The sequence below is a fragment of the Baekduia alba genome, assembly GCF_028416635.1.
GTDB lineage: Bacteria > Actinomycetota > Thermoleophilia > Solirubrobacterales > Solirubrobacteraceae > Baekduia > Baekduia alba.
Genome location: NZ_CP114013.1, coordinates 3,865,141 through 3,885,909 on the forward strand (window position 1 = coordinate 3,865,141; position 20,769 = coordinate 3,885,909).

At 75.4% G+C, this 20,769-nt stretch carries 15 protein-coding genes; 10 read left to right on the forward strand and 5 right to left on the reverse strand.

Features of this window, described 5'->3' with window-relative positions:
• Window positions 1-116: 116 nt before the first annotated feature.
• The 7 genes from DSM104299_RS19405 (at window position 117) to DSM104299_RS19435 (ending at window position 10,368) form a co-directional block, all read left to right on the forward strand.
• Entirely contained in the window at window positions 117-1,649 is a 1,533-nt protein-coding gene (locus DSM104299_RS19405; RefSeq protein WP_272473297.1) for a serine hydrolase domain-containing protein, read from the forward strand.
• A gap of 66 nt (window positions 1,650-1,715) precedes the next feature.
• Window positions 1,716-2,837 carry an o-succinylbenzoate synthase gene (menC, locus tag DSM104299_RS19410; RefSeq protein ID WP_272473298.1) on the forward strand — a complete coding sequence of 374 codons (1,122 nt, stop codon included), beginning with the start codon at window positions 1,716-1,718 and terminating at the stop codon, window positions 2,835-2,837.
• A gap of 94 nt (window positions 2,838-2,931) precedes the next feature.
• Window positions 2,932-4,575 carry a PucR family transcriptional regulator gene (locus tag DSM104299_RS19415; RefSeq protein WP_272473299.1) on the forward strand — a complete coding sequence of 548 codons (1,644 nt, stop codon included), beginning with the start codon at window positions 2,932-2,934 and terminating at the stop codon, window positions 4,573-4,575.
• Between the two features lie 110 nt (window positions 4,576-4,685).
• Window positions 4,686-6,662 (forward strand): S9 family peptidase, encoded by a 1,977-nt coding sequence (locus DSM104299_RS19420; protein WP_272473300.1) that lies wholly within the window; start codon window positions 4,686-4,688, stop codon window positions 6,660-6,662.
• A gap of 3 nt (window positions 6,663-6,665) precedes the next feature.
• Window positions 6,666-7,898: a methylaspartate ammonia-lyase gene (locus DSM104299_RS19425; protein WP_272473301.1), complete on the forward strand. Its 1,233-nt coding sequence runs from the start codon at window positions 6,666-6,668 to the stop codon at window positions 7,896-7,898.
• On the forward strand, window positions 7,895-9,100 hold the full coding sequence (locus DSM104299_RS19430; RefSeq protein ID WP_272473302.1) for a CaiB/BaiF CoA transferase family protein: 1,206 nt from the start codon (window positions 7,895-7,897) through the stop codon (window positions 9,098-9,100). Before DSM104299_RS19425 ends, DSM104299_RS19430 begins: the two co-directional genes overlap by 4 nt.
• The gene (locus DSM104299_RS19435; protein WP_272473303.1) at window positions 9,097-10,368 is read left to right on the forward strand and encodes an amidase; all 1,272 of its coding nucleotides are present in this window, start codon (window positions 9,097-9,099) and stop codon (window positions 10,366-10,368) included. Before DSM104299_RS19430 ends, DSM104299_RS19435 begins: the two co-directional genes overlap by 4 nt.
• Here the strand turns inward: DSM104299_RS19435 and DSM104299_RS19440 are convergent.
• The 5 genes from DSM104299_RS19440 to DSM104299_RS19460 all read right to left on the reverse strand — a co-directional run bounded on the left by DSM104299_RS19440 (window position 10,365) and on the right by DSM104299_RS19460 (window position 17,256).
• Window positions 10,365-11,174 (reverse strand): ABC transporter ATP-binding protein, encoded by an 810-nt coding sequence (locus DSM104299_RS19440; protein WP_272473304.1) that lies wholly within the window; start codon window positions 11,172-11,174, stop codon window positions 10,365-10,367. The genes DSM104299_RS19435 and DSM104299_RS19440 overlap by 4 nt on opposite strands.
• Window positions 11,171-13,036 carry a dipeptide/oligopeptide/nickel ABC transporter permease/ATP-binding protein gene (locus tag DSM104299_RS19445; protein ID WP_272473305.1) on the reverse strand — a complete coding sequence of 622 codons (1,866 nt, stop codon included), beginning with the start codon at window positions 13,034-13,036 and terminating at the stop codon, window positions 11,171-11,173. Before DSM104299_RS19445 ends, DSM104299_RS19440 begins: the two co-directional genes overlap by 4 nt.
• Entirely contained in the window at window positions 13,036-14,001 is a 966-nt protein-coding gene (locus DSM104299_RS19450; RefSeq protein ID WP_272473306.1) for an ABC transporter permease, read from the reverse strand. Before DSM104299_RS19450 ends, DSM104299_RS19445 begins: the two co-directional genes overlap by 1 nt.
• 46 nt (window positions 14,002-14,047) lie before the next feature.
• The gene (locus DSM104299_RS19455; protein ID WP_272473307.1) at window positions 14,048-15,652 is read right to left on the reverse strand and encodes an ABC transporter substrate-binding protein; all 1,605 of its coding nucleotides are present in this window, start codon (window positions 15,650-15,652) and stop codon (window positions 14,048-14,050) included.
• 101 nt (window positions 15,653-15,753) lie between these two features.
• Entirely contained in the window at window positions 15,754-17,256 is a 1,503-nt protein-coding gene (locus DSM104299_RS19460; protein WP_272473308.1) for a leucyl aminopeptidase family protein, read from the reverse strand.
• Between the two features lie 215 nt (window positions 17,257-17,471).
• On the opposite strand from DSM104299_RS19460, the gene DSM104299_RS19465 reads away from it, so the two are divergent.
• From DSM104299_RS19465 to DSM104299_RS19475, 3 genes are read left to right on the forward strand one after another with little or no spacing between them, the layout of a single operon-like run.
• Window positions 17,472-18,569: a M20 family metallopeptidase gene (locus DSM104299_RS19465; protein WP_432419784.1), complete on the forward strand. Its 1,098-nt coding sequence runs from the start codon at window positions 17,472-17,474 to the stop codon at window positions 18,567-18,569.
• Window positions 18,566-19,453, forward strand: coding sequence for a hypothetical protein (locus DSM104299_RS19470; protein ID WP_272473310.1), 888 nt, complete (start codon window positions 18,566-18,568; stop codon window positions 19,451-19,453). Before DSM104299_RS19465 ends, DSM104299_RS19470 begins: the two co-directional genes overlap by 4 nt.
• The gene (locus DSM104299_RS19475) at window positions 19,450-20,769 is read left to right on the forward strand and encodes a M20/M25/M40 family metallo-hydrolase (RefSeq protein ID WP_272473311.1); all 1,320 of its coding nucleotides are present in this window, start codon (window positions 19,450-19,452) and stop codon (window positions 20,767-20,769) included. Before DSM104299_RS19470 ends, DSM104299_RS19475 begins: the two co-directional genes overlap by 4 nt.

The window sequence follows — 20,769 nt, forward strand, 5'->3', positions numbered from 1 at the left end:
TCCGGATCCTGCCGGGCCGACCCGCCCGCGAGGTGGTCGCGTCGGCCGAAGCCGCCCCGCCGCGTTCGTCGCCGCGCACCGGGGCGCGCCCGGAGCGCGTGGGTACGCTCCCGGCCGTGGCCGACCCTGGGCGCATCGACGAGCTGGCCGGCGTGCTGGACGCCGCGATCCCCGACGCGATGGCGAGCGCCGCCGTCCCGGGACTGGCGATCGGCCTGTGCGACGCGAGCGGGCCGCTGTGGTCGGCCGGCTACGGGACGACGCGCCGCGACGGCGACGTGCCGATCGCCACCGACACGCGGTTCAGCGTGCAGTCCACGTCGAAGCTCGCGACGGCCACGGCCGTGCTGCTCGCCGTCGAGGCCGGGCTGCTGCACCTCGACGCGCCGATCGCGACCGCCGTCCCCGACTTCGCCGTCCACAGCGTGTTCGAGGAGGACCCGGGCGCGCGCATCACGCTGCGCCACCTGCTCGGCCACACCGCCGGCTTCACGCACGAGACGGCCAACGGGTCCAACCACGACGTCGGCGACGGCGACTTCGACGCGCACTGCCGGAGCATCTTCGCCACCTGGCTGCGGTTCCCGGTCGGCCACCACTTCGAGTACTCCAACCTGGGCATCGACCTCGCCGGGTACGCGCTGCGCCAGGCGGTGGGCCGGCCCTTCGCCGACGCCGCCCGGGAGCTGCTGCTGGAGCCGCTGGGCATGGCGCGCGCCACGTTCGACGCCGCGGTCGTCGCGGCCGACCCCGGCCGCGCCGTCGGCCACTGGCGCCCGTTCGCCGCCGCGGGGCGCGAGCTGCCCGTCGCGGTGCCGATGGTCGCCTCCGGCGGCCTGTACACGAGCGTCGACGACGCCCTGGCGCTCGTGGCCATGCTCCTGCGCGACGGCGCCCCGCTGCTGGCGGCCGAGCTGGCCGCCGAGCAGCGCCGGATCGTCACGCCGCACCCCGGCCAGCAGCTCGGCTACGGCCTCGGCCTCTACGCCGACGAGTGGGCGCCCGGCGTCCAGGTCTTCCACCACGGCGGCTCGGGCTTCGGCTTCCAGGCCCAGCTGTTCTGGGTGCCCGCGCTGGAGGTCGGCGCCGTGATCCTCACCAACTCGTTCGACCACAACCTGCAGAACGAGCTGGCCCGACGGATCGTCGCCGCGCTCGCGCCCGACCGCGGGCCCGCCGCGCCGCCCTTCCCTGCCGGCGGCCGCGTCGACCGCGACGACGTCGCCGGCGAGTACGTCGGGCGCAACGAGGACCGCGCGGCGGTCACGGTCGTCGCCGGCGGCCTGCGGATCGACGGCGCCCCGGCCGCGGCCGCGCGCTACCGCTTCCTGCCCGGCCGCGCCGGCGCCGGCACCTACATGGTGGACCTGCGCAACGGCGACGTCCGCTACCGCAACGATGCGGCGCGCACCCCGCCGTCGACCCTGGACCCGGCGCGCGCCGGGACCTACACGATGAGCAGCTGGGGCGTGCCGACCGCGGAGTACGAGCTCGCGCAGGACGGCGCGTCGCCGGCGCTGCGCCGCGTCGGCTCCGACGTCGCGCTGCGGCTCGCGCCGATCGGGACCGGCCTGTACCTGTCGAGCACGGGCGAGGTCCTCGACCTGCGCGCGGCCACGCCGACCTACGCGAACGTCGCGCTGGACTGACCGAGGCGCTCGATTTGGTCGCGGCGAACGAGCCGCGGGCCGTGCGGGGCGGCTGTAATCGAGGCCATGCGCACGAACGGCACGAAGCTCGAAGGCGTCGAACTGCGGCGGATCGAGATGCCTCTCGTGTTCCCGTTCCGCACCTCGTTCGGCACCCAGACCACGAAGTCGGCGCTGCTCCTGCGCGTCGTCACCTCCGAGGGCGAGGGCTGGGGCGAGTGCGTGTCGTCGGCGCATCCCCTCTACTCCTCCGAGTACGTCGACGCCTCCGCCGACGTCCTGCGCCGGTTCTTCGTCCCGGCGCTGGCCGCCGGCGGCGACGTGCGGGCCAGCGCGGTCGCGACGACGCTCGCGCCCTTCCACGGCCATCGCATGGCCAAGGCGGCGCTCGAGATGGGCGTCCTCGACGCCGAGCTGCACGCGCGGGGCGTGTCGCTCGGCGACGAGCTCGGCGCGGTGCGCGAGCGCGTGGCCTGCGGCGTCTCGGTCGGGATCATGGACTCGATCGACGTCCTGATCGACCAGGTCGAGCAGTACGTCGCGCAGGGCTACGTGCGCATCAAGCTCAAGATCGAGCCGGGCTGGGACGTCGCGCCGGTCCGCGCCGTCCGCGAGCGCTTCGGCGACGACCTGCTCCTCCAGGTCGACGCCAACGCCGCGTACACGCTGGCCGACGCGCGGCTGCTGGCCCGGCTCGACGACTTCGACCTGCTGCTGCTCGAGCAGCCGCTGCCCGAGGACGACGTCCTCGGCCACGCGGACCTCGCCAAGCTCGTGCGCACGCCGATCTGCCTGGACGAGTCGATCGTCTCGGCCCGCGCGGCGGCCGACGCGATCCGGCTCGGCGCGTGCCGCATCGTCAACATCAAGGCCGGCCGCGTCGGCGGCTACCTCGAGGCCCGCCGGATCCACGACGTGTGCGCCGCCCACGGCGTCCCGGTCTGGTGCGGCGGGATGATCGAGACGGGCCTGGGCCGCGCCGCGAACGTCGCGCTCGCCGGGCTGCCGGGCTTCAGCCTGCCGGGCGACACGTCGGGGTCGGATCGCTTCTTCGCCACCGACATCACCGAGCCGTTCGTGCTCGACGACGGCCACCTGCCGGTCCCGACCGGGCCCGGGCTCGGGGTGACGCCGATCGCCGACCGGCTCGCCGAGGTCACGGCCTCCACGGAGTGGCTCGCAGCTTAGTGTCGTGAGGTCTTCGTCCGTCAGGACGAACGGTCGAGGCGAAGTTGTGCCTTGCGACAGTTGCGCTCGGCGCCACCGTGGGTAGGTTCCACCCGTGCTCGCACCTCTCGCTGAGCAGCGTCGCGCATCCCTCGGGCGGGTTCTCGAGGACCTGGGCGGCACCGTCCTCGAGGTCCTGTCCGGTGACGCCGACCCGCCGGGCGACATCGACGGCATCGTCATCCACGACCCCGCCGACGAGCCGACGCACGCCCGCGGCGCGCTCGTCCTCGGCGTCGGCATCCAGACGCGCGAGCAGACCGTCGCGCTCCTCGACGGCCTCGGACCGCGCGCCTGCATCGGGCTGATCGTGCGCGGCGGCGTCGCGGTCGACCCCGACGTCGAGGCCGCCGTCGCGCGCACCGGCGTCACGCTCATCGGGCTCTCGGAGGGCACGTCCTGGACGCGGCTCGCCGCGCTGCTGCGCGCCGTGCTGGCCCAGGACGGCTTCGGCAAGACCGGCGAGGAGACGCTCGGCGGCATCCCGTCGGGCGACCTCTTCGCCCTGGCCAACGCGATCGCCGCGCTGCTCGACGCGCCCGTGACGATCGAGGACCGTCGCTCCCGCGTGCTCGCGTTCTCCGGGCGCCAGGACGAGGCCGACCCGTCGCGCATCGGGACGATCATCAACCGCGAGGTGTCGGTCGCGCGCACCGACGACCTCGAAGGCCGCGGCGTCTTCCGCGAGCTCTTCAGCACCGACGAGCCGCTGTGGGTCGACCCGCCGGCCAGCGGCCTGGAGGGCTTCACGATGCCGCGCGTCGCGCTCGCCGTCCGCGCCGGCGACGAGATCCTGGGCTCGATCTGGGCGGCGGTGGAGCAGCCGCTGTCCGACGAGCGGATGCGGACCTTCAGGGACATCGGCCCGCTCGTCGCGGTCCATCTGCTCAGCGAGCGCGCCGGCGCCGACGTCGAGCGCCGGCTGCGCGCCGACCTCGTGGCCACCGCGCTGGAGGGCGGGCCGGGCGCCGCCGACGCCGCCAGCCGGCTCGGCGTCGGCCACCAGCCCGCGATCGTCCTGGCCCAGACGCTGGACGACGACGCCGCGCCCGAGGCGCCGCACGCCGACCAGGTCGCGACGCGGCGCCGGATCGCCGACGCGTTCGCCATGCACCTCACCGTCGCCGCGCCCGGCTCGGCCACCGCGCAGGTCGGCGACGTCGCCTACGGGATCGTCCCGGTCGCCGGCGCGCCGGGCGACGCCGAGCGCAGCGCCACGCGCCTGGCCAACGAGTTCCTGCAGCGGATGGACAAGCAGGCCCACGCCGTCATCGGGATCGGGACCGTCGCGGCCAGCGCCGGCGCGCTGGCCCGCTCGCGCGACGGCGCCGACCGCGCGCTGCGCGTCGTGCGCTCCAAGCGCACCAGCCGGCGCGTGGCCGCGATCGCCGACGTCGGCCTCGACGCGCTGCTGATGGAGTTCGGCGACATGATGGCCGCGCGCGGCGACACGCTGACCGGCCCCGTCTCCCGCCTCGCCGAGTACGACGCCAAGCACAGCACGTTCCTGGTCGAGACGCTGCGGGCCTGGCTCGACGCGTTCGGCAACGTCATCGAGGCGGCGCAGACGATGTGGGTCCATCCCAACACGTTCCGCTACCGCCTGCGCCGGCTCGTGGAGGTGGGCGAGATCGACCTCGACGACGCCGACACGCGGCTGTCGGTCATGCTGCAGCTGCGGCTGCTGCCCAAGGACTAGCACTTGGTCGCCGCGGCCAGGCGGGCTCTGACCGGATCGTCGGCGCCGACGAATCCGGGCCGCCGCCGCGGTGCGACGATCAAGACCATGTCGTACCCCGAGGAGCGCCCATGCCCCGCCGCCTGACCGCCGACGACCTCGCCGCGATCGCGGTGCCCGAGAGCCCGGCGCTCTCCCCGGACGGCACGCGCGTCGTCTACGTCCTGCGCCAGGCCGACCTCGACGCCGACCGCGACGTCCGCCGGCTCTGGACGGTCCCGGTCGACGGCGGCGCCGAGCCCGCCGCGCTCACCGACGGCCCGGCCGACACCGCGCCGACCTGGGCGCCCGACGGCCGCCGCCTCGCCCTCCTGCGCCCGGACGCCGGCGGGTCGGCGCAGCTCTGGCTGCTCGACGTCGACGACCCCGGCGCGGCCGTCGCGCTGACCGCGCTGCCGCTCGGCGCCGGCCCGGCCGCGTGGTCGCCGGACGGTAGGACCATCGCCTTCACCGCCTCCGTCGACCGCGCCGCGGTCGCGGGCGAGGACGACGCCGCCCGCGCGCGCCGCGCCTACGCGCCGATCGTCGCCGACCGCCTCAGCTACGTCGTCGAGGGCCCGGGCATCCGGGGCTCGGTCCGCGACCACGTCCACGTCGTCGACGTCGCGACGGGCGCGTGCACGCAGCTCACCGACGGCGACTGGGACGCGGGCGCGCCGGCCTGGTCGCCCGACGGCGCACTGCTGGCGTTCCCGGCCGCGACCGACCCGGACGCCGACCTCAAGCGCACCCGCTCCGCGCACGTCCTCGACCCGTTCGCCCCCGGCGCGCACCCACGCGAGGTGGGCGCGGCCGACGGCTGGGCCGGCCCGCTGGGCTGGACCGAGGACGGCTCCGCCCTGCTCATCGCCGGGACGCCCGCCGCGCCCAACGGCCACTACGGGCTGCTGCGCGTGGCGCTCGCCGGCGGCGCGACGACGAACCTCGCCGCGCCGCTGGACCGCAACGTCATGTTCGGGTCGCCGGGCTACCCCGGCACCACGCCGCGCACCGCCGGCGACGGCGCGACCGTGCTGTTCTGCGCCACCGAGCGCGGCGACGTCGCCCTGCACGCCGTCCCGGCGGACGGCAGCGCCGCGCCGACCGTGCTCGTCGGCGGCACCGCCCGCAACGTCTCCGCCGTCACCGTCGCGGCCGGCCGCGCGGCGTTCACCCTCACCTCCGCCGCGTCCTTCGGCGAGGTCGCCAGCCTGGACCTGGCGACTGGCGTCGAGACCGTCCTCACCGCGCACAGCGCGGCGAGCCTCGCCGGCATCGAGCCGTTCGGGCGCACCGAGCGCGAGTTCACGATCAGCGACGGCACGGTCGTCCACGCGTGGCTGATGCGCGACCCGGCCGCGCCGCCCGGCCCGCAGCCGCTGCTGGTCGACGCGCACGGCGGCCCGCACAACTCGTGGAAGGGCACGCTCGACGAGGTCCACCTCTACCACCAGGAGCTCGTCGCTCAAGGCTGGACGATCCTGCTCGTCAACCCGCGCGGCAGCGACGGCTATGGCGAGGCGTTCTACCGCGGCGCCGCCGGCGGCTGGGGCGTCGAGGACGCCAACGACTTCCTGGAGCCGATCGACGCGCTCGTCGCCGAAGGGGCGGTCGACCCGGACCGGCTCGCGCTGACCGGCTACAGCTACGGCGGGTTCATGACCTGCTACCTGACCAGCCGCGACCCGCGCTTCGCCGCGGCGGTCGCCGGCGGCATCATCAGCGACCTGACGAGCATGGCCGGAACCGCCGACAACCGCCGCGGGCTCAGCGAGTCGCAGTTCGGCGGGCGCTTCTGGGCCGACCGCGCGCGCTACGCCCAGCAGTCGCCGCTGACCCACGTCGAGGACGTCCAGACGCCGACGCTCGTGCTCCAGGGCGGCGCCGACCGGCGCTGCCCGTTCGGCCAGGGCCAGCAGTGGCACACGGCGCTGCGCGAGCTCGGCGTGCCGACGCAGCTGGTGATCTACCCCGACGCCGTGCACAACTTCACCATCAACGGGCGCCCGTCGCACCGCATCGACCTCAACCGCCGCGTCGTCGACTGGGTCACGACCCACGCCGCCTGACCGATGCGCATCGACGACGTCCTCTGCTTCGCCGGCCTCGGCGCGTTCCCCAACGACGACCAGGCGGCGATCCGCGCCGGCGCCGGCCGCGACGGCCACTTCTACACCGGCGTCCCGGTCACCGGCGGCTACCGCCGCGTGCGCCAGGCCAGCCAGGCGCTGTGCGTGGTCCTGGTCCTCGAGGACGGCACGACCGTCGGCGGCGACGGCGTGTCGGTGCAGTACGCCGGCGCCGCCGGCCGCGACCCGGTGCTCGACGCCGAGGCCGCCGCGACCACGTTCGGGCCCGTGCTGCGCGACGCGTTCGCCGGCGGCGACGCGGCGTCGTTCCGGGCCTCCAGCGCGCGGCTCGACGCGCTCGAGCTGCCGCTCGCCGTGCGCTACGGCGCCAGCCAGGCGCTGCTCGCGGCGGCCGCCGCCGCGGGCCGGCGGACGATCGCCGAGACCGTGGCGGCGGAGTACGCGACGGGCGCGCCGCTGCGCGCGGTCCCGCTCTTCGCCCAGTGCGGCGAGAGCCGCCGGGACGGCGTCGACCACATGATCCTGCGCGAGGTCGACGAGCTCCCCCACGGGCTGATCAACCACGCCCCGACGCTCGTCGGGCCCGACGGCCGCGTGCTCGCCGAGTACGTGCGCTGGATCCGCGACCGGATCCTCGACCACCGCGCAAGCTCGGAGTACTCACCGACGCTGCACATCGACACCTACGGGACGATCGGCGAGACGTTCGGGGCCGGCGACGCCTGCGCGGCCTTCCTGGCCGAGCTGGGCCGGCTGGCCGCGCCGTTCACGCTGCGCATCGAGCAGCCCGTGCACGCCGCGTCGCGCGTCGAGCAGATCGCGGTGCTCGCGCAGCTGCGCGGCCGGCTGCGCGCCGCCGGCTCGACCGTGCAGCTCGTCGCCGACGAGTGGTGCAACACGCTCGAGGACGTCGAGGCGTTCATCGCCGGCGACGCCGCCGACATGCTGCAGGTCAAGCTCCCCGACGTCGGCGGCCTGGACGCGTCGATCCGCGCGCTGATCGCCTGCAAGGAGGCGGGCGTGCTCGCCTACTGCGGCGGCTCGTGCACCGAGACCGAGCGCGCCGCGCGGATCGCGGCGGGCGTCGCGATGGGCGTCGGCGCCGACCTCCTGCTCGCCCGCCCCGGCATGGGCATCGACGAGGCCGTCATGGTCACCCGCAACGAGATGCGACGAACGCTCGCCCTCGTCGGGGCGCGGAGCGCGGCCCGATGACCGGCCTCGCCGACGTCCGCGTCGTCGCGATCGAGCAGTTCGGCGCGGGGCCGTTCGGCACGCTGCACCTCGCCGAGCTGGGCGCCGACGTCATCAAGGTCGAGGACGCGCGCACCGGCGGCGACGTCGGCCGCGCCGTCCCGCCGTTCCAGGAGGGCGACGACAGCCTCTTCTACCAGAGCTTCAACCGCAACAAGCGCAGCATCGCGCTGGACCTCGCGACCGAGGGCGGGCGCTCGGTGCTGCACCGCCTCGTCGCCGACGCCGACGCGGTCCTGCACAACCTGCGCGGCGACGTCCCGGCGAACCTCGGCCTGCGCTACGCCGACCTCGCGCCGTTCAACGAGCGGCTCGTCGTCTGCTCGCTGTCGGGCTTCGGCATGACCGGGTCGCGCGCCGCGCAGCCGGCCTACGACTACGTCGTGCAGGGCATGTCCGGCTGGATGGAGCTGACCGGCGAGCCCGACGGGCCGCCGACCAAGAGCGGGTTGTCGCTCGTCGACTACTGCGGCGGGCTGGTCGCGGCGCTGTCGATCATGGCCGGTGTGCACGTGGCGCGACGCGACGGCACCGGCGGCGACTGCGACCTGAGCCTGTATGACACGGCCATGTCGATGCTGTCCTATCCGGCCACCTGGTACCTCAGCCGCGGCCACGAGACGACGCGGCGCCCGCGCTCCGAGCATCCGTCGGTCGTGCCGTTCGGCGCGTTCCCGACCGCCGACGGCTGGCTGATGCTGGCGTGCGTCAAGACCAAGTTCTTCGCTCGGCTGGTCGCGGTGCTCGGCGTGCCCGAGCTGGCTGACGACCCGCGCTTCGCCACGCTCGACGGCCGCCGCGACCACCACGACGCGCTGCTCCCGCTGCTCGACGCCGAGCTGCGCCGCGCGCCGACCGCGCACTGGCTGCCGCTGCTGGAGGCCGCGGGCGTGCCGTCCGGCCCGGTCAACTCGCTGGCCGACGCGCTGGACGACCCGTTCGCCCAGGAGCGCGGGCTGATCGTCGACACGCCCCACGACGCGTTCGGGACGGTCCGCCACGTCCGCACCTCCGGCCGCGGCTGGTGGCCCGCGCCGGAGCCGCGCCGCGCGCCCGAGCTCGGCGAGCACCGCGACGAGATCCTCGGCGACCTGCTCGGCTACGACGCGGACGCGATCGCCGCGCTCGCCGCCGCCGGCGCGTTCGGCCGGGACGACGGGTGACCGCCGTCGAGCGCACGCGCGCGAGCCTGGAGCGCATCGACGCGCTCGACGGCGCGCTGCGCGCCTGCGTCCTCGTCCGCCGCGACGCGGCGCCGGCCGAGGCCGACGCCGTCGACCGCCGCGCCGACCCCGGCCCGCTGGCCGGCCTGACCTTCGCGGTCAAGGACAACACCGACGTCGCCGGCGCGATCACGACCGACGGCCTCGGTCCGCCCCACCCCGCGCCCGCCGCCGCCGACGCCACGGCGGTCCGCCGCCTGCGCGCCGCCGGCGCCGTCCTGGTGGCCAAGGCCAACCTCGAGCAGCTGAGCTTCGGCGCGACCACGCAGAACCCGACCTTCGGCGGCTGCCGCAACCCGTGGGACCGCACCCGGATCCCCGGCGGGTCGAGCGGCGGCTCGGCGGTCGCGGTGGCGGCCGGGCTGGTCGACGTCGCGCTCGGCACCGACACGGGCGGCTCGCTGCGCAACCCGGCCGCGTTCTGCGGCGTCAGCGCCCTGCGCCCGACGCACGGGGTCGTCCCGGTCGCCGGCGTGACGCCGCTGAGCCCGAGCATGGACGTGGTCGGGCCGATCGCGCGGCGGGTGAGCGACCTGGCGAAGGTGATGGACGTCCTGGCGCCGGCGCAGGCCGCGCCGGGCACGGCCGCCGACGCCGAGGGCCTCGCCGTCGGCATCCCCACCACCTACTTCCTCGACGACCTCGACCCCGGCGTCGCCCGCGGGTTCGACGCCCTGCTCGACGCCCTGCGCGCGATCGGCGCGCGGCCGGTGCCGATCGCGCTGCCGGGCGTGGGCGCGGTCCCGGATGCGATGGCCGCCCTGCAGAACGCCGAGGCCGCGCGCAGCCTGCGCGCCTACTGGGACGACACGCGCCTCAGCGACGGCATCCGCGAGCGGATGGACCTCGGGCGCACGCGCACCGACGAGCAGCTCGCCGGCGCCGAGGTCGTGGCCGACGCCTGGCGCGACACGGTCGCCGGCGCCTTCGCGCAGGTCGCAGTCATCGCCACGCCGGCCACGCCCTTCACCGCGCCGCCGATCAACGCCGACAACCTGGTCGCGCTGAGCCGGCGCATCAACCGCTGCACCGGCCCGTGGCCGCTCACCCGCGCCCCGGCGCTCGTGCTGCCGCTGCCGCTCGCGCCGGACGGCCTGCCGGTCGGCGGCCAGCTCGTCGCCGCGCCCGGCGCCGACGCGCGACTGCTCGCGCTCGGCGCGGCGCTGCAGGCCCACACCGACTGGCACGAGCAGACGCCGCCGCTCTAGAGGGCGACGTCGGCCGACGCCGACGGCAGATGCGGCCGGATCGACGGCACCGCGGCCAGCAGCCGCTGCGTGTAGGCGTCGCCCGGGCGGTCGAGGATCTCGGCGGCCGGGCCCGCCTCGACGAGCCGGCCCGCGTTCATCACCGCGATGTCGTCGGCGAGGTAGCGGACGACCGCGAGGTTGTGCGAGATGAACAGGATCCCGACGCCGGTCTCGCGCTGGATGTCGCGCAGCAGGTTGAGCACCGCGCCCTGCACGGAGACGTCGAGCGCTGAGGTGATCTCATCGGCGATCAGGATCTCGGGCCGGGCCGCGAGCGCCCGGGCGATCGCGACGCGCTGGCGCTGGCCGCCCGACATCTGGCGCGGGCGCAGGCGCACGCAGCCCGGATCGAGGCGCACGAGCTCGAGCAGCCGCCGGACCTCCGCGGCGCGCCCCGCGCGCGGGATCTCGCCGTGCGCGGTCACCCCCTCGCCGACCGAGTCGCCGACGCTCATCCGCGGGTCCAGCGACGCGGCGGGATCCTGGAAGACGAACTGCACGCGCCGGCGCAGCACGCGCAGGTCGCGCTTGGCCGCGCGGCCCGTCACGGCCACCGGCACGCCGTCCCACAGCACCTGCCCGGCGGCCGGCGGCACCAGGCCGACGATCGCGCGGGCCAGCGTGGACTTGCCCGAGCCGGACTCCCCCACCAGGCCGAGCACCGACGAGGACGCGACCTCCAGGCTCACGCCGTCGACCGCGGTGAAGGCGGTGGCGCCGGAGCCGAAGCGGACGGTGAGGTCGCGGACGCTCAGGACGCTCATCGCGCCACCTCCATGACGCGCGGATGCCAGCAGGCGACGCGCTGCCCGTCCTGGGCGACGAGCGGCGGGCGCTCCGCCCGGCAGCGCTCGTCGGCGAACGCGCAGCGCGGCGCGAACGAGCAGCCCGCCGGCATCGCGCCGAGGTCCGGCGGCCGGCCCGGGATCGTGGCCAGCGGCTGCTCGCGGTCGGTCCGCATGTCCGGGATGCTCGCGACGAGCGCGCGCGTGTAGGGGTGGGCGGCGTCCTCGAGCGAGGCGACCGGCAGGTCCTCGACGATGCGGCCGCCGTACATGACGAGCACGCGCGTGGCGATCTCGGCGATCACCGCGATGTCGTGGCTGATGAACAGGACGCCGGCGCCGCGCGCGTCGCGCACCTGGCGCAGGAGGACGAGCACGTCGCGCTGGACGGTGACGTCCAGCGCCGTGGTCGGCTCGTCGGCGACGATCAGCACCGGCTCGGCCATCAGCCCCATGCCGATCGCCGCGCGCTGGCGCATGCCGCCCGAGAACTCCATCGGGTACTGCCCGGCGCGCCGCTCGGCGTCGGGGATCTGCACGGCGCGCAGCCGGTCGACCGCGCGGGCGGCCGCGGCCTGCCGGTCGAGGCCCTGGTGGACCTCGGAGACCTCCGAGAGCTGGCGGCCGACGCGCAGCGCCGGGTTCAGCGCCGACATCGGGTCCTGGAAGACCATGGCCAGCGACGTGCCGAGGAAGTGGTCCTGCTCGCCGCGGCGCAGGGCCCGCGGGTCCTGGCCGCCGAGCTCGTGCACGTCGGCGTGCGCGTCGCCGGGATAGGAGGTCAGGAGGCTGATCGCCAGCGCGGTGAGGCTCTTGCCCGAGCCCGACTCGCCGACGACGCCGACGATCTCGCCGGCGCCCACCGTGAACGACACGCCGGCCACCGGGACCAGCGGCTCGCGCGCGCCCGGGAACGTCACGGTCAGGTTCTCGACGCGCAGGACGTCGTCGGGGCGCGCCGCGCCGACCTCGTCGGCCGGGCCGTCGAGGTCGACGTCGTCGGCGTCGACCCGGCGCGGCGGCCGCCGGCCGACCGCCTGGCCGGCGATGACCTGCGTGAGCAGCTCGCCCGCCAGGACGAAGGCGATCCCGGCCAGCATGATCGCGACGCACGGCGCGAGCGCCGCCGCCGGGTTGGTGTAGATGTTGGGCAGCCCGTCGGAGAGCATGCGGCCCCAGTCGTAGTCGGGCGGCTGCACGCCAAACCCGAGGTACGACAGCGCCGAGAGGCTGAGCAGCACGGCGCCGATCTGGCTGGTCGCGTTGACGACGAGCGGCTCGGCGATGTTCGGCAGCACGTGCCGGACGAGGATCCGCGGCCGCGACACGCCCAGGAGCTTGGCCGCCGACATGTAGTCCACCTCGGCGATGCTGCTGGCCGTCGTGTGCGTCAGGCGCGCGAAGCCGGGCGCGATGCCGACGGCCAGCGCCAGCACGGCGCCCTTGGCGCCGACCCCGAACACCAGCGCGAGGAAGAGCGCGAGCAGCAGGCCGGGGAACGCGACGAGCAGGTTGAAGCTCGCGACGACGAGCCGGCCCAGCCGGCGACCCAGGACGATCGGCAGCGACCCGACGATCACGCCGACGACCACCCCGATCGCGGTCGCCAGCAGCGCCAGCGAGATCGAGAGCCGCGCGGCGCTGAACGTCCGGGCCATGATGTCGCGGCCCAGCGCGTCGGTCCCGAAGGGATGCGCGCCCGAGACGCCCTGCTGGATCGCGGCGATGTGGTTCTGCCCGGCGCGGTCGCCGAAGAGGATCGGCCCGAAGACCGCGGCGAGCAGGAGCACCGCCAGCAGCGCGACGGTGACCGAGGCCATGGGGCTGCGCAGCCGGTGCATCAGCTCTCCCGGATCGTCGAGCGCGGGTCGATGATCGCGATCGCGACGTCGACCAGCAGGTTGATGATCAACACGGTCGAGCCGAAGAACAGCGCGGTCGCCTGCACGACCGGGAAGTCCGTCGCGAGCACCGACTCCACCAGCTCGTGCCCGATCCCGGGCCAGGCGAAGACCGTCTCGACCAGCACGGTGCCGGCCAGCAGCCCGGCCAGCACGAACCCGCTCACGGTCAGCGTCGCGGTCATGATGTTCGGCAGCGCGTGGCGCACGTAGACCAGCCGCGCCGGCAGCCGCTTGGCGCGCGCGGTGCGCATGTAGTCCTCGGTGAGCACGCGCTGGGTCTCGGCCCGCACGATCCGCGCCAGGTAGGCGATCGAGCCCGCCGACAGCGCGATCACCGGCAGGACGTAGGAGTCGGGGCCGGCGCGGCCGGCCACCTCGAAGATCGGGAACGTCACCGCGAAGAGGAACACGAGGCCCACGCTGAGCACGTAGTCGGGGATCGAGAGCAGGACGCCGGTGCCCGAGGCGAAGCCGAAGTGGGCCTTGCGGCGCTTGCCCTCGCGCGTGGCGATCGCGGTCAGGATCCCCAGCGGGATCGCCACGACGATGACCACGAGGAACGCGATGCCGCCCAGCGCGATCGTCGCCGGCAGCCGCTGGGACATGATGTCGCTCACGGGGGTGTCGGAGATCAGCGAGGTGCCGAGATGGCCCTGGAGCAGCCCGTGGACGTAGTCCCAGTACTGGTGCCACACGGACTGGTCGAGCCCGAGGCGCTGGCGGGTCGCGGCGATCGTCTCCGGCGACGCGCCGATCCCGAGCGCCGAGCGCACCGGGTCGCCCGGCAGCGCGTGGACCATCGCGAAGCACGCGGTGACGAGGACGATCATCGACACCACGAAGCGCGCGAGGCGGCGGATCAGGAAGGCCAGCCACGGATGCCCGCCGAGGGCGGCGGACATCCGTGGCAGCGGGTGGGTCAGGGTCGCCACCGCGAGGCCTCCGAGGTCATCCCGCCAGGACGCGCAGCGAGGTCGGGATCAGGTAGTGCGCCAGCACCTCGAACCGCGCCTTCTTGCCGTAGTACTCCAGCGGCTTGTTGGAGATCGGCGTGATGTCGGCGTCCTTGAAGAGCGCCGACTCCGCCGCGTTCCAGTCCGCGCATCCGGCCGTGCCGTCCTTCCCCTGTGCCGTGCTGACGCTCGCATCGTACTGCTTGTTGTTGAAGTGGCCGAAGTTGTTGCCCTTGGTCGGCGCGGGTCCCGAGAAGAACGGCACCAGCGTCGCCGGGTTGCTGACCCCGAGCCCGATCAGCGTCGCGCCCCACGCGCCCTTGCCGAAGACGACGGCCGAGGTCTGGTCGAAGGACCGCTCGTTGAGCTTGACGTCGGCGCCCAGTTGCTTCCACTGCCCCGCGAGGTACTGCGCGGTGGCGGCGGTCGTCGGCGTCTCGTTGGGGTAGACCAGCTCGACCGCGAGCCGCTTGCCGTCCTTGGCCCGGATCCCGCCGGCGCCGGCGGTCCAGCCGGCCTGGTCCAGCGCGGCTTTCGCGCCGTCGAGGTCGAAGGCGGGCGTGAAGCCCTTCATCGTGTCGCCGCCGCAGATCTTCGGGTCGGCGATCGTGCCGTTGGCGGGCTTGCCGAGGCCGCCCGTGTCGACCTTGGCCAGGTCGGCGAGGTTCAGGCCCTGGATCAGCGCGCGCCGGACCGCGACGTCGGACACGGCCTGGTCGGGCGTCTGGTTGAAGACGACCTCCTGGCCCATGAACATGCCGCCGGCGTGGAACAGGCCCGCCGCCTTCAGGCGGGTGGTCTCCGACCCCTGCACCGCCGCGACGCCGAGCTGGCCGCTGATGAGGAGGTTGGCGGTGGTGGTCGGGCTGGTCACGACCTTGAAGGTGACCTTGGCCGGGATGCCCTCGGAGGCGGTCGTCTGGCCCTTCGGCCCCCACGTGTAGCCCTTGCGCAGGACGTAGTCGTAGTGGTCGCCGGGCACGGCCTTGGCGAGGACGTAGGGCCCGGAGCCGTCGGTGGTGGCCTTCAGCGTGCCGCGGTTCGTCAGGCCCTTGGCGCAGACGAGCGGCAGCTCGGCGATGTTCTGCATGAAGAACGGCGCGTCGACCGGCAGCTTGACCGCCACCGTGCTCGCCGCCGCGTCGGCCGTGGCCGTCGTGCCCACCGGCACGCGGCTGCCGGCCATCGGCGACTCGTTCTTGGCGTCGCCGACGTAGTTGATGTTGTCGGCGACGACCTTGGCGTCCATCGGCGTGCCGTCGGCGCAGGTGACGCCCTTGCGGACCGTCAACGCGTAGGACTTGCTGCCGGGCTTCCACGCCGTGACGACCTCGGGCGTGACCTGGCCGTTGTCGAGCACCTTGACCGGCGTGTCGTAGGCGAAGGTGTTGAGCAGCAGGTTGGACCCGCTGACCGACCGCTGGGGATCCAGGCTCCCGGGATCGGCGTCGACGGCGAGCGTGAGCGTGGCGCCGGACACGACCTTGGCGTCCTTGGCGTCGGTGCCGCCCCCGCTGCTCCCGCAGCCCGCCAGCGCGGACGCGGCGGCAAGGGCCAGCGTCACTGCGGCGACGCCGCAGCTCGTGCGTGAGTGCTTCATTGACACAGCTTCTCCTCCGGTTTCGGTGCCCCGCGGTCAATGCGACCCGTTCATACGCTCGCGCGGCTGATGGCATCGCGATTATCGGGGGCGTCGCCTCCTCAGCGGATCGTCGGCCCGGACGAATTGTTGCCCGCCGTCTGGTCGGCCGAACCAGAGTCGCGCCCCGCGGCCGCGGCGTCCAGCAGGAAGCGCGCGAGCGTCCGCGCGCCGGTGCCGTTGGCCCCTTCGGCCCACGCGCGGTCACCGCGCGGACGCATCACGCTGATCCCGAGGTCCATGTGCGCCCACGGCACGTCGGCGACGAAGTGGCGCAGGTACAGGCCGGCCAGGACGGCGCCCGGCGCGTAGGCGAAGGCGGGGTCGCGGTTGCGCAGGTCGGCGACGCCGGAGCGCAGGTGGTCGAGGTAGCCCTCGTGCAGCGGGAGCTCCCAGCCGGGCTCGCCGGACGCGGCGCCGGCGGCGACGAGCCGCGCCACCGCGGCGCGGTCGGTGCCCAGGCCGGCCCACATGCGCGGCCCGAGGCCGGTCTGCGAGGACAGCGTGGCGAGGTCGACGATCAGCGACGGCGCCGCCTCGGCCGTGTAGGCGAGCACGTCGGCCAGGACGAGGCGGCCCTCGCAGTCGGTGTCGACGACCTCGGTCGTCAGCCCGTTGCGATGGCGCAGCACGTCGCCGACCCGGAAGGCCGAGCCGCTCGGCAGGTTCTCCGCGCACGCGAGGTAGCCGCGCAGGTGGGTGTCCAGGCCCAGCCGGTCGGCCGCGACGAACGCCCCGATGACCGCCGCGGCGCCGGCCATGTCGGCCTTCATCGTCTGCATCTCGAGGTTGGTCTTGATCGACAGGCCGCCCGCGTCGAACGTGATGCCCTTGCCGACGAGCGCGATGTGCGGGTCCTCGGGCCGGCCGCGCTCGAGCTCGATGAGCGCCGGCGGGTTGGCGCTGCCGGCGCCGACGGCCAGCAGGCCGCCGAAGCCGCCCTGGGCCAGCTCGCGGCCCTCGCGCACGCGCACGGTGAACCCGTGGACGGCGCCGAGCTCGCGGCAGCGGTCGGCCAGGGCCAGCGGCGGCAGGTCGCCGGGCGGCGTGTTGACGAGGTCGCGCGTGACGCCGGCGGCCTCGCCGAGCGCCGCGCCGAGGGCGACCGCGTCGGGGTCGCCGCCGACCAGGACGACCTCCTCGGCCCGGGACGCCGTGGCGCGCGAGCGGTAGGCGTCGAAGCGGTAGGCGCCAAGCGCCCAGCCCTCGGCGACGGCCGTCGCGGCGGCCGCGTCGGCCGACGCGTACGCGGCGGCCAGCAGGCTGGCGACCCGGGGCCGGTCGGCGACGCGCCCGGCCGCCATGGCGGCGGTGCGCAGCGCGCCGAGGTCGGCGGCCCCGACGCCGACGAGCAGCACGTCGGGCCCGCCGGCGGCCGGGGCGACCCAGGCGTGCGCGCCGAGCACGTGCGGCGCGAGCCGCGCGGCGAGCGCCGCCGCCGCGGCGCCGGCCGGCCCCAGCGCGCGCAGCGCCGCCTCCGGCACGGTCCCGTCGGCCAGCACCGGCACGGCGAGCGCCGCGAAGCCGTCGGGCTCCAGCGGCCCGTCCGATGACGTGTACCTCATGTTGCTCGCCCCTTCCCGCACGGTGGATCGTCGAGCGCGAACGCTAGGCGCGCGCGAGGCCGCGACGTCTGTCCTGGCGACCCTGATCCAGACGGGAAGTTCGGATGGCCCGACGAACACCCGCGCGCCGACGCGGTGCAGGCTGATCGGCGATGCGAACCAGCGCTCTGGCCCACTCCGACGCCGCCGCCCTGCTCGCGGCGCTTACGGCCGACCTGCCCACGCTCACCGACGACATCCTGTCGCTCGTCCGCTGCGAGTCGCCGTCGTCGGACCTCGCGGCCGTCGCGCGCTCCGCGCGCGCCATCGCGGCGCTCGGCACCGCGCGGCTCGGCGTCGCGCCCGAGCTGCTCGTCGTCGACGGCTGCACGCACGTGCGCTGGACCTTCGGCCCCGGGCCGACCCGCGTGCTGCTGATCGGCCACCACGACACGGTCTGGCCGGTCGGCTCCCTGGCCGCCCACCCGGCCGAGGTGAGCGGCGGCATCCTGCGCGGCCCGGGCTGCCTCGACATGAAGGCCGGCGTCGCCATGGCCATCCACGCGCTGGCCGCGCTGCGCGAGCGCGACGGCGTGGCGCTGCTGGTCACCGGCGACGAGGAGATCGGCTCGCGCTCGTCGCGCGCCCTGATCGCCGCCGCGGCCGAGGGCTGCGAGGCGGTCCTCGTCCTCGAGCCCGCCGCGGACGGCCGCCTGAAGGTCGCGCGCAAGGGGCGGTCGCACTACGAGGTCGCGATCACCGGCCGGGCGGCGCACGCCGGGCTGGAGCCCGAGAAGGGCGTCAACGCCGCGCTCGAGCTCGCCCGTCAGGTCGTCGCCGTCGACGGGCTCGCCGATCCCGCCCACGGCACCACGGTGACGCCCGGCGTGCTGCGCGCCGGGCGCTCGTCGAACACGGTGGCCGACGCCGCGTCCTTCAGCATCGACGTCCGCAGCGCCACGACCGCCGAGCTCGACCGCGTCGACGCGGCGCTGCGCGCGCTGCGCCCGACGCTCGCCGAGGCGCGCGTCAGCGTCGACGGCGGGATCGACCGACCTCCCCTGGAACGCTCCGCGTCGGATGCGCTCTTCGCGCTCGCGGCTGAGCTGGCGCCGGGCGCCGGCATCGACGGGCTCGAAGGCGCCGCCGTCGGCGGCGGCTCGGACGGCAGCCTCACCGCCGCGCAGGGCATCCCGACCCTCGACGGGCTCGGCGCCATCGGCGACGGCCTGCACGCCGAGCACGAGCACGTCGTGCTCGACGCGCTGCCGGGCCGGACGGCGCTGGTCGCGCTGCTGGCCAGCCGGCTCCTGGACGAAGGCGTCCCGGCATGACGGGCGGCGAGTCGCCCGTGCTCAGCTCACCCGACGTGGACGACCTCGTCGCGGACGCCGCCGTCGTCGCCCGCGCGGCGGCCGACCATTCCGGGGTCGAGGTCCGCGAGATCGACGACCTCGGCGAGCTCGACGCCGTCGGCGCCCTGCTGACGGCGATCTGGGATCGCGAGGCCCAGGGCCGGACGATGACGACCAGCCTGCTGCGCGCCCTGTCGATCACCGGCCACTACGTCGCCGGGGCGTTCGCCGGCGACCGCCTCGTCGGCGCGGCGGTGGGCTTCTTCGCCGCGCCACCGGCCGCGGTGCTGCACAGCCACATCGCCGGCGCCGACCCGACGGCCGCCGTGCGCGGGGTCGGCTACGCCCTCAAGCTCCACCAGCGCGCGTGGGCGCTGCGCCGCGGCGTGAGCACGGTCACCTGGACCTTCGACCCGCTGGTGCGCCGCAACGCGCACTTCAACATCACCAAGCTGGGCGCGCGGGCCGTGGCCTACCTGCCCAACTACTACGGCGCGATGAACGACGGGCGCAACGCCGGCGAGGAGAGCGACCGCCTCCTGCTGGAGTGGGACCTGGTCGCGTCCGCGGTCGTCGCGGCCGGCCACGGGCCCGCGGTCGCGGCCGCGCGCGCCGACGCGCCCTGCGTGCTGGCCATCGCGCCCGACGGCAGCCCGGCCCGCGCCGAATGGGACGGCGGCCCCGCCGTCCTGTTCGTGCCCGCCGACATCGAGCAGATGCGCGCCAACGCCCCGGGGCTGGCGCGCGCGTGGCGGCTGGCGGTGCGCGAGGCGCTGGGCGACGCGCTGGCCGCCGGCGGCGCGGTCGTCGGGTTCCGCCAGAGCGAGGGCTACGTCATCGACCGCGCGGGGCCGCGCCGATGAGCGCCGCGTCCGACGTCGTGGAGCTGTGCGCCCAGCTCATCGCGATCGACTCCACCAACTTCGGGCCGGCCGGGGCCAAGGGCGAACGGGAGGTCGCCGACTACTTCGTCCCGCTGCTGCGCGCCGCGGGCTACGACCCGACCGTGCTCGAGTCGGCGCCGACGCGCGCCAACGTCGTGGTCCGCGTCACGGGGACCTCGCGCGAGCTTCCGGCGCTGCTCGTCCACGGGCACCTCGACGTGGTGCCCGCCGCGGCCGAGGACTGGTCGGTGCCGCCGTTCGCGGGGCGGGTCGCCGACGGCTTCGTCTGGGGCCGTGGCGCGACCGACATGAAGGACATGATCGCGTCGATGCTCGCCACGCTGCTCGCGTGGGCGCGCGAGGGCGTGCGCCCCCGTCGCGACCTCGTCTTCGCGTTCGTCGCCGATGAGGAGGACGACGGGCAGCGCGGCGCCGAGTGGCTCGTCGACGAGCACCCCGAGCTGTTCGCCGGCGTCGCGGCCGCGATCGGCGAGGCCGGCGGCGCGCCGGTCGACGTCGCCGCGCCCGACGGGACCACGCACCGCTTCTACCCCGTGGCCGTCGCCGAGCGCGGCTCGCTGCACATGTCGGTCCGCGCGACCGGCACCGCCGGCCACGGCTCGCAGCGCAACGACGACAACGCGGTCGTCCACCTCGTCGCGGGCCTCCAGCGCCTAGCGGCGCACCGCTGGCCGCTGCGGCCGACGCCGGCGACGCAGGCCTTCCTCGAGCAGGCGACGCGCACGCTGGGCCTCGACGTCGACGTCCGCACCGAGGCCGGGATCGAGGCCGCGCTGGACCGCTTCGGCGCGCTGCGCCCGTTCGTCGAGCCGGCGCTGCGGTGCTCGACGACGCTGACCGTGCTCGAGGCCGGCAACAAGATGAACGTGATCCCCAGCGCCGCGCGGGCCGAGATCGACGTCCGCTCGCTGCCCGGCACCGACGACGCGATGCTCGCGATCGTCGACGAGCTCCTCGGCCCGGCGGTGTCGCGCACCATGCTGTCCGACAGCCGGGCGATCGCCGCCCCGCTGGAGTCCCCGTGGTACGACGCGATCGCGCGCTGCGTGGTCGCGGCGGACCCCGAGGCGACGGTCCTGCCGTTCTGCATGGCCGGCGGCACCGACGCCAAGCCCTTCTCGCGCCTGGGCATCCCCTGCTACGGCTTCGCGCCGCGCGGGCCCGACCCCGAGGGCCGCGTGCCGTCCGGCGCCCACGGCGTCGACGAGCGCATCCCGGTGGCGGCGCTCGAAGGCGGCGCCCGGATGCTCCGCGCGCTGCTCGAGACGATCTAG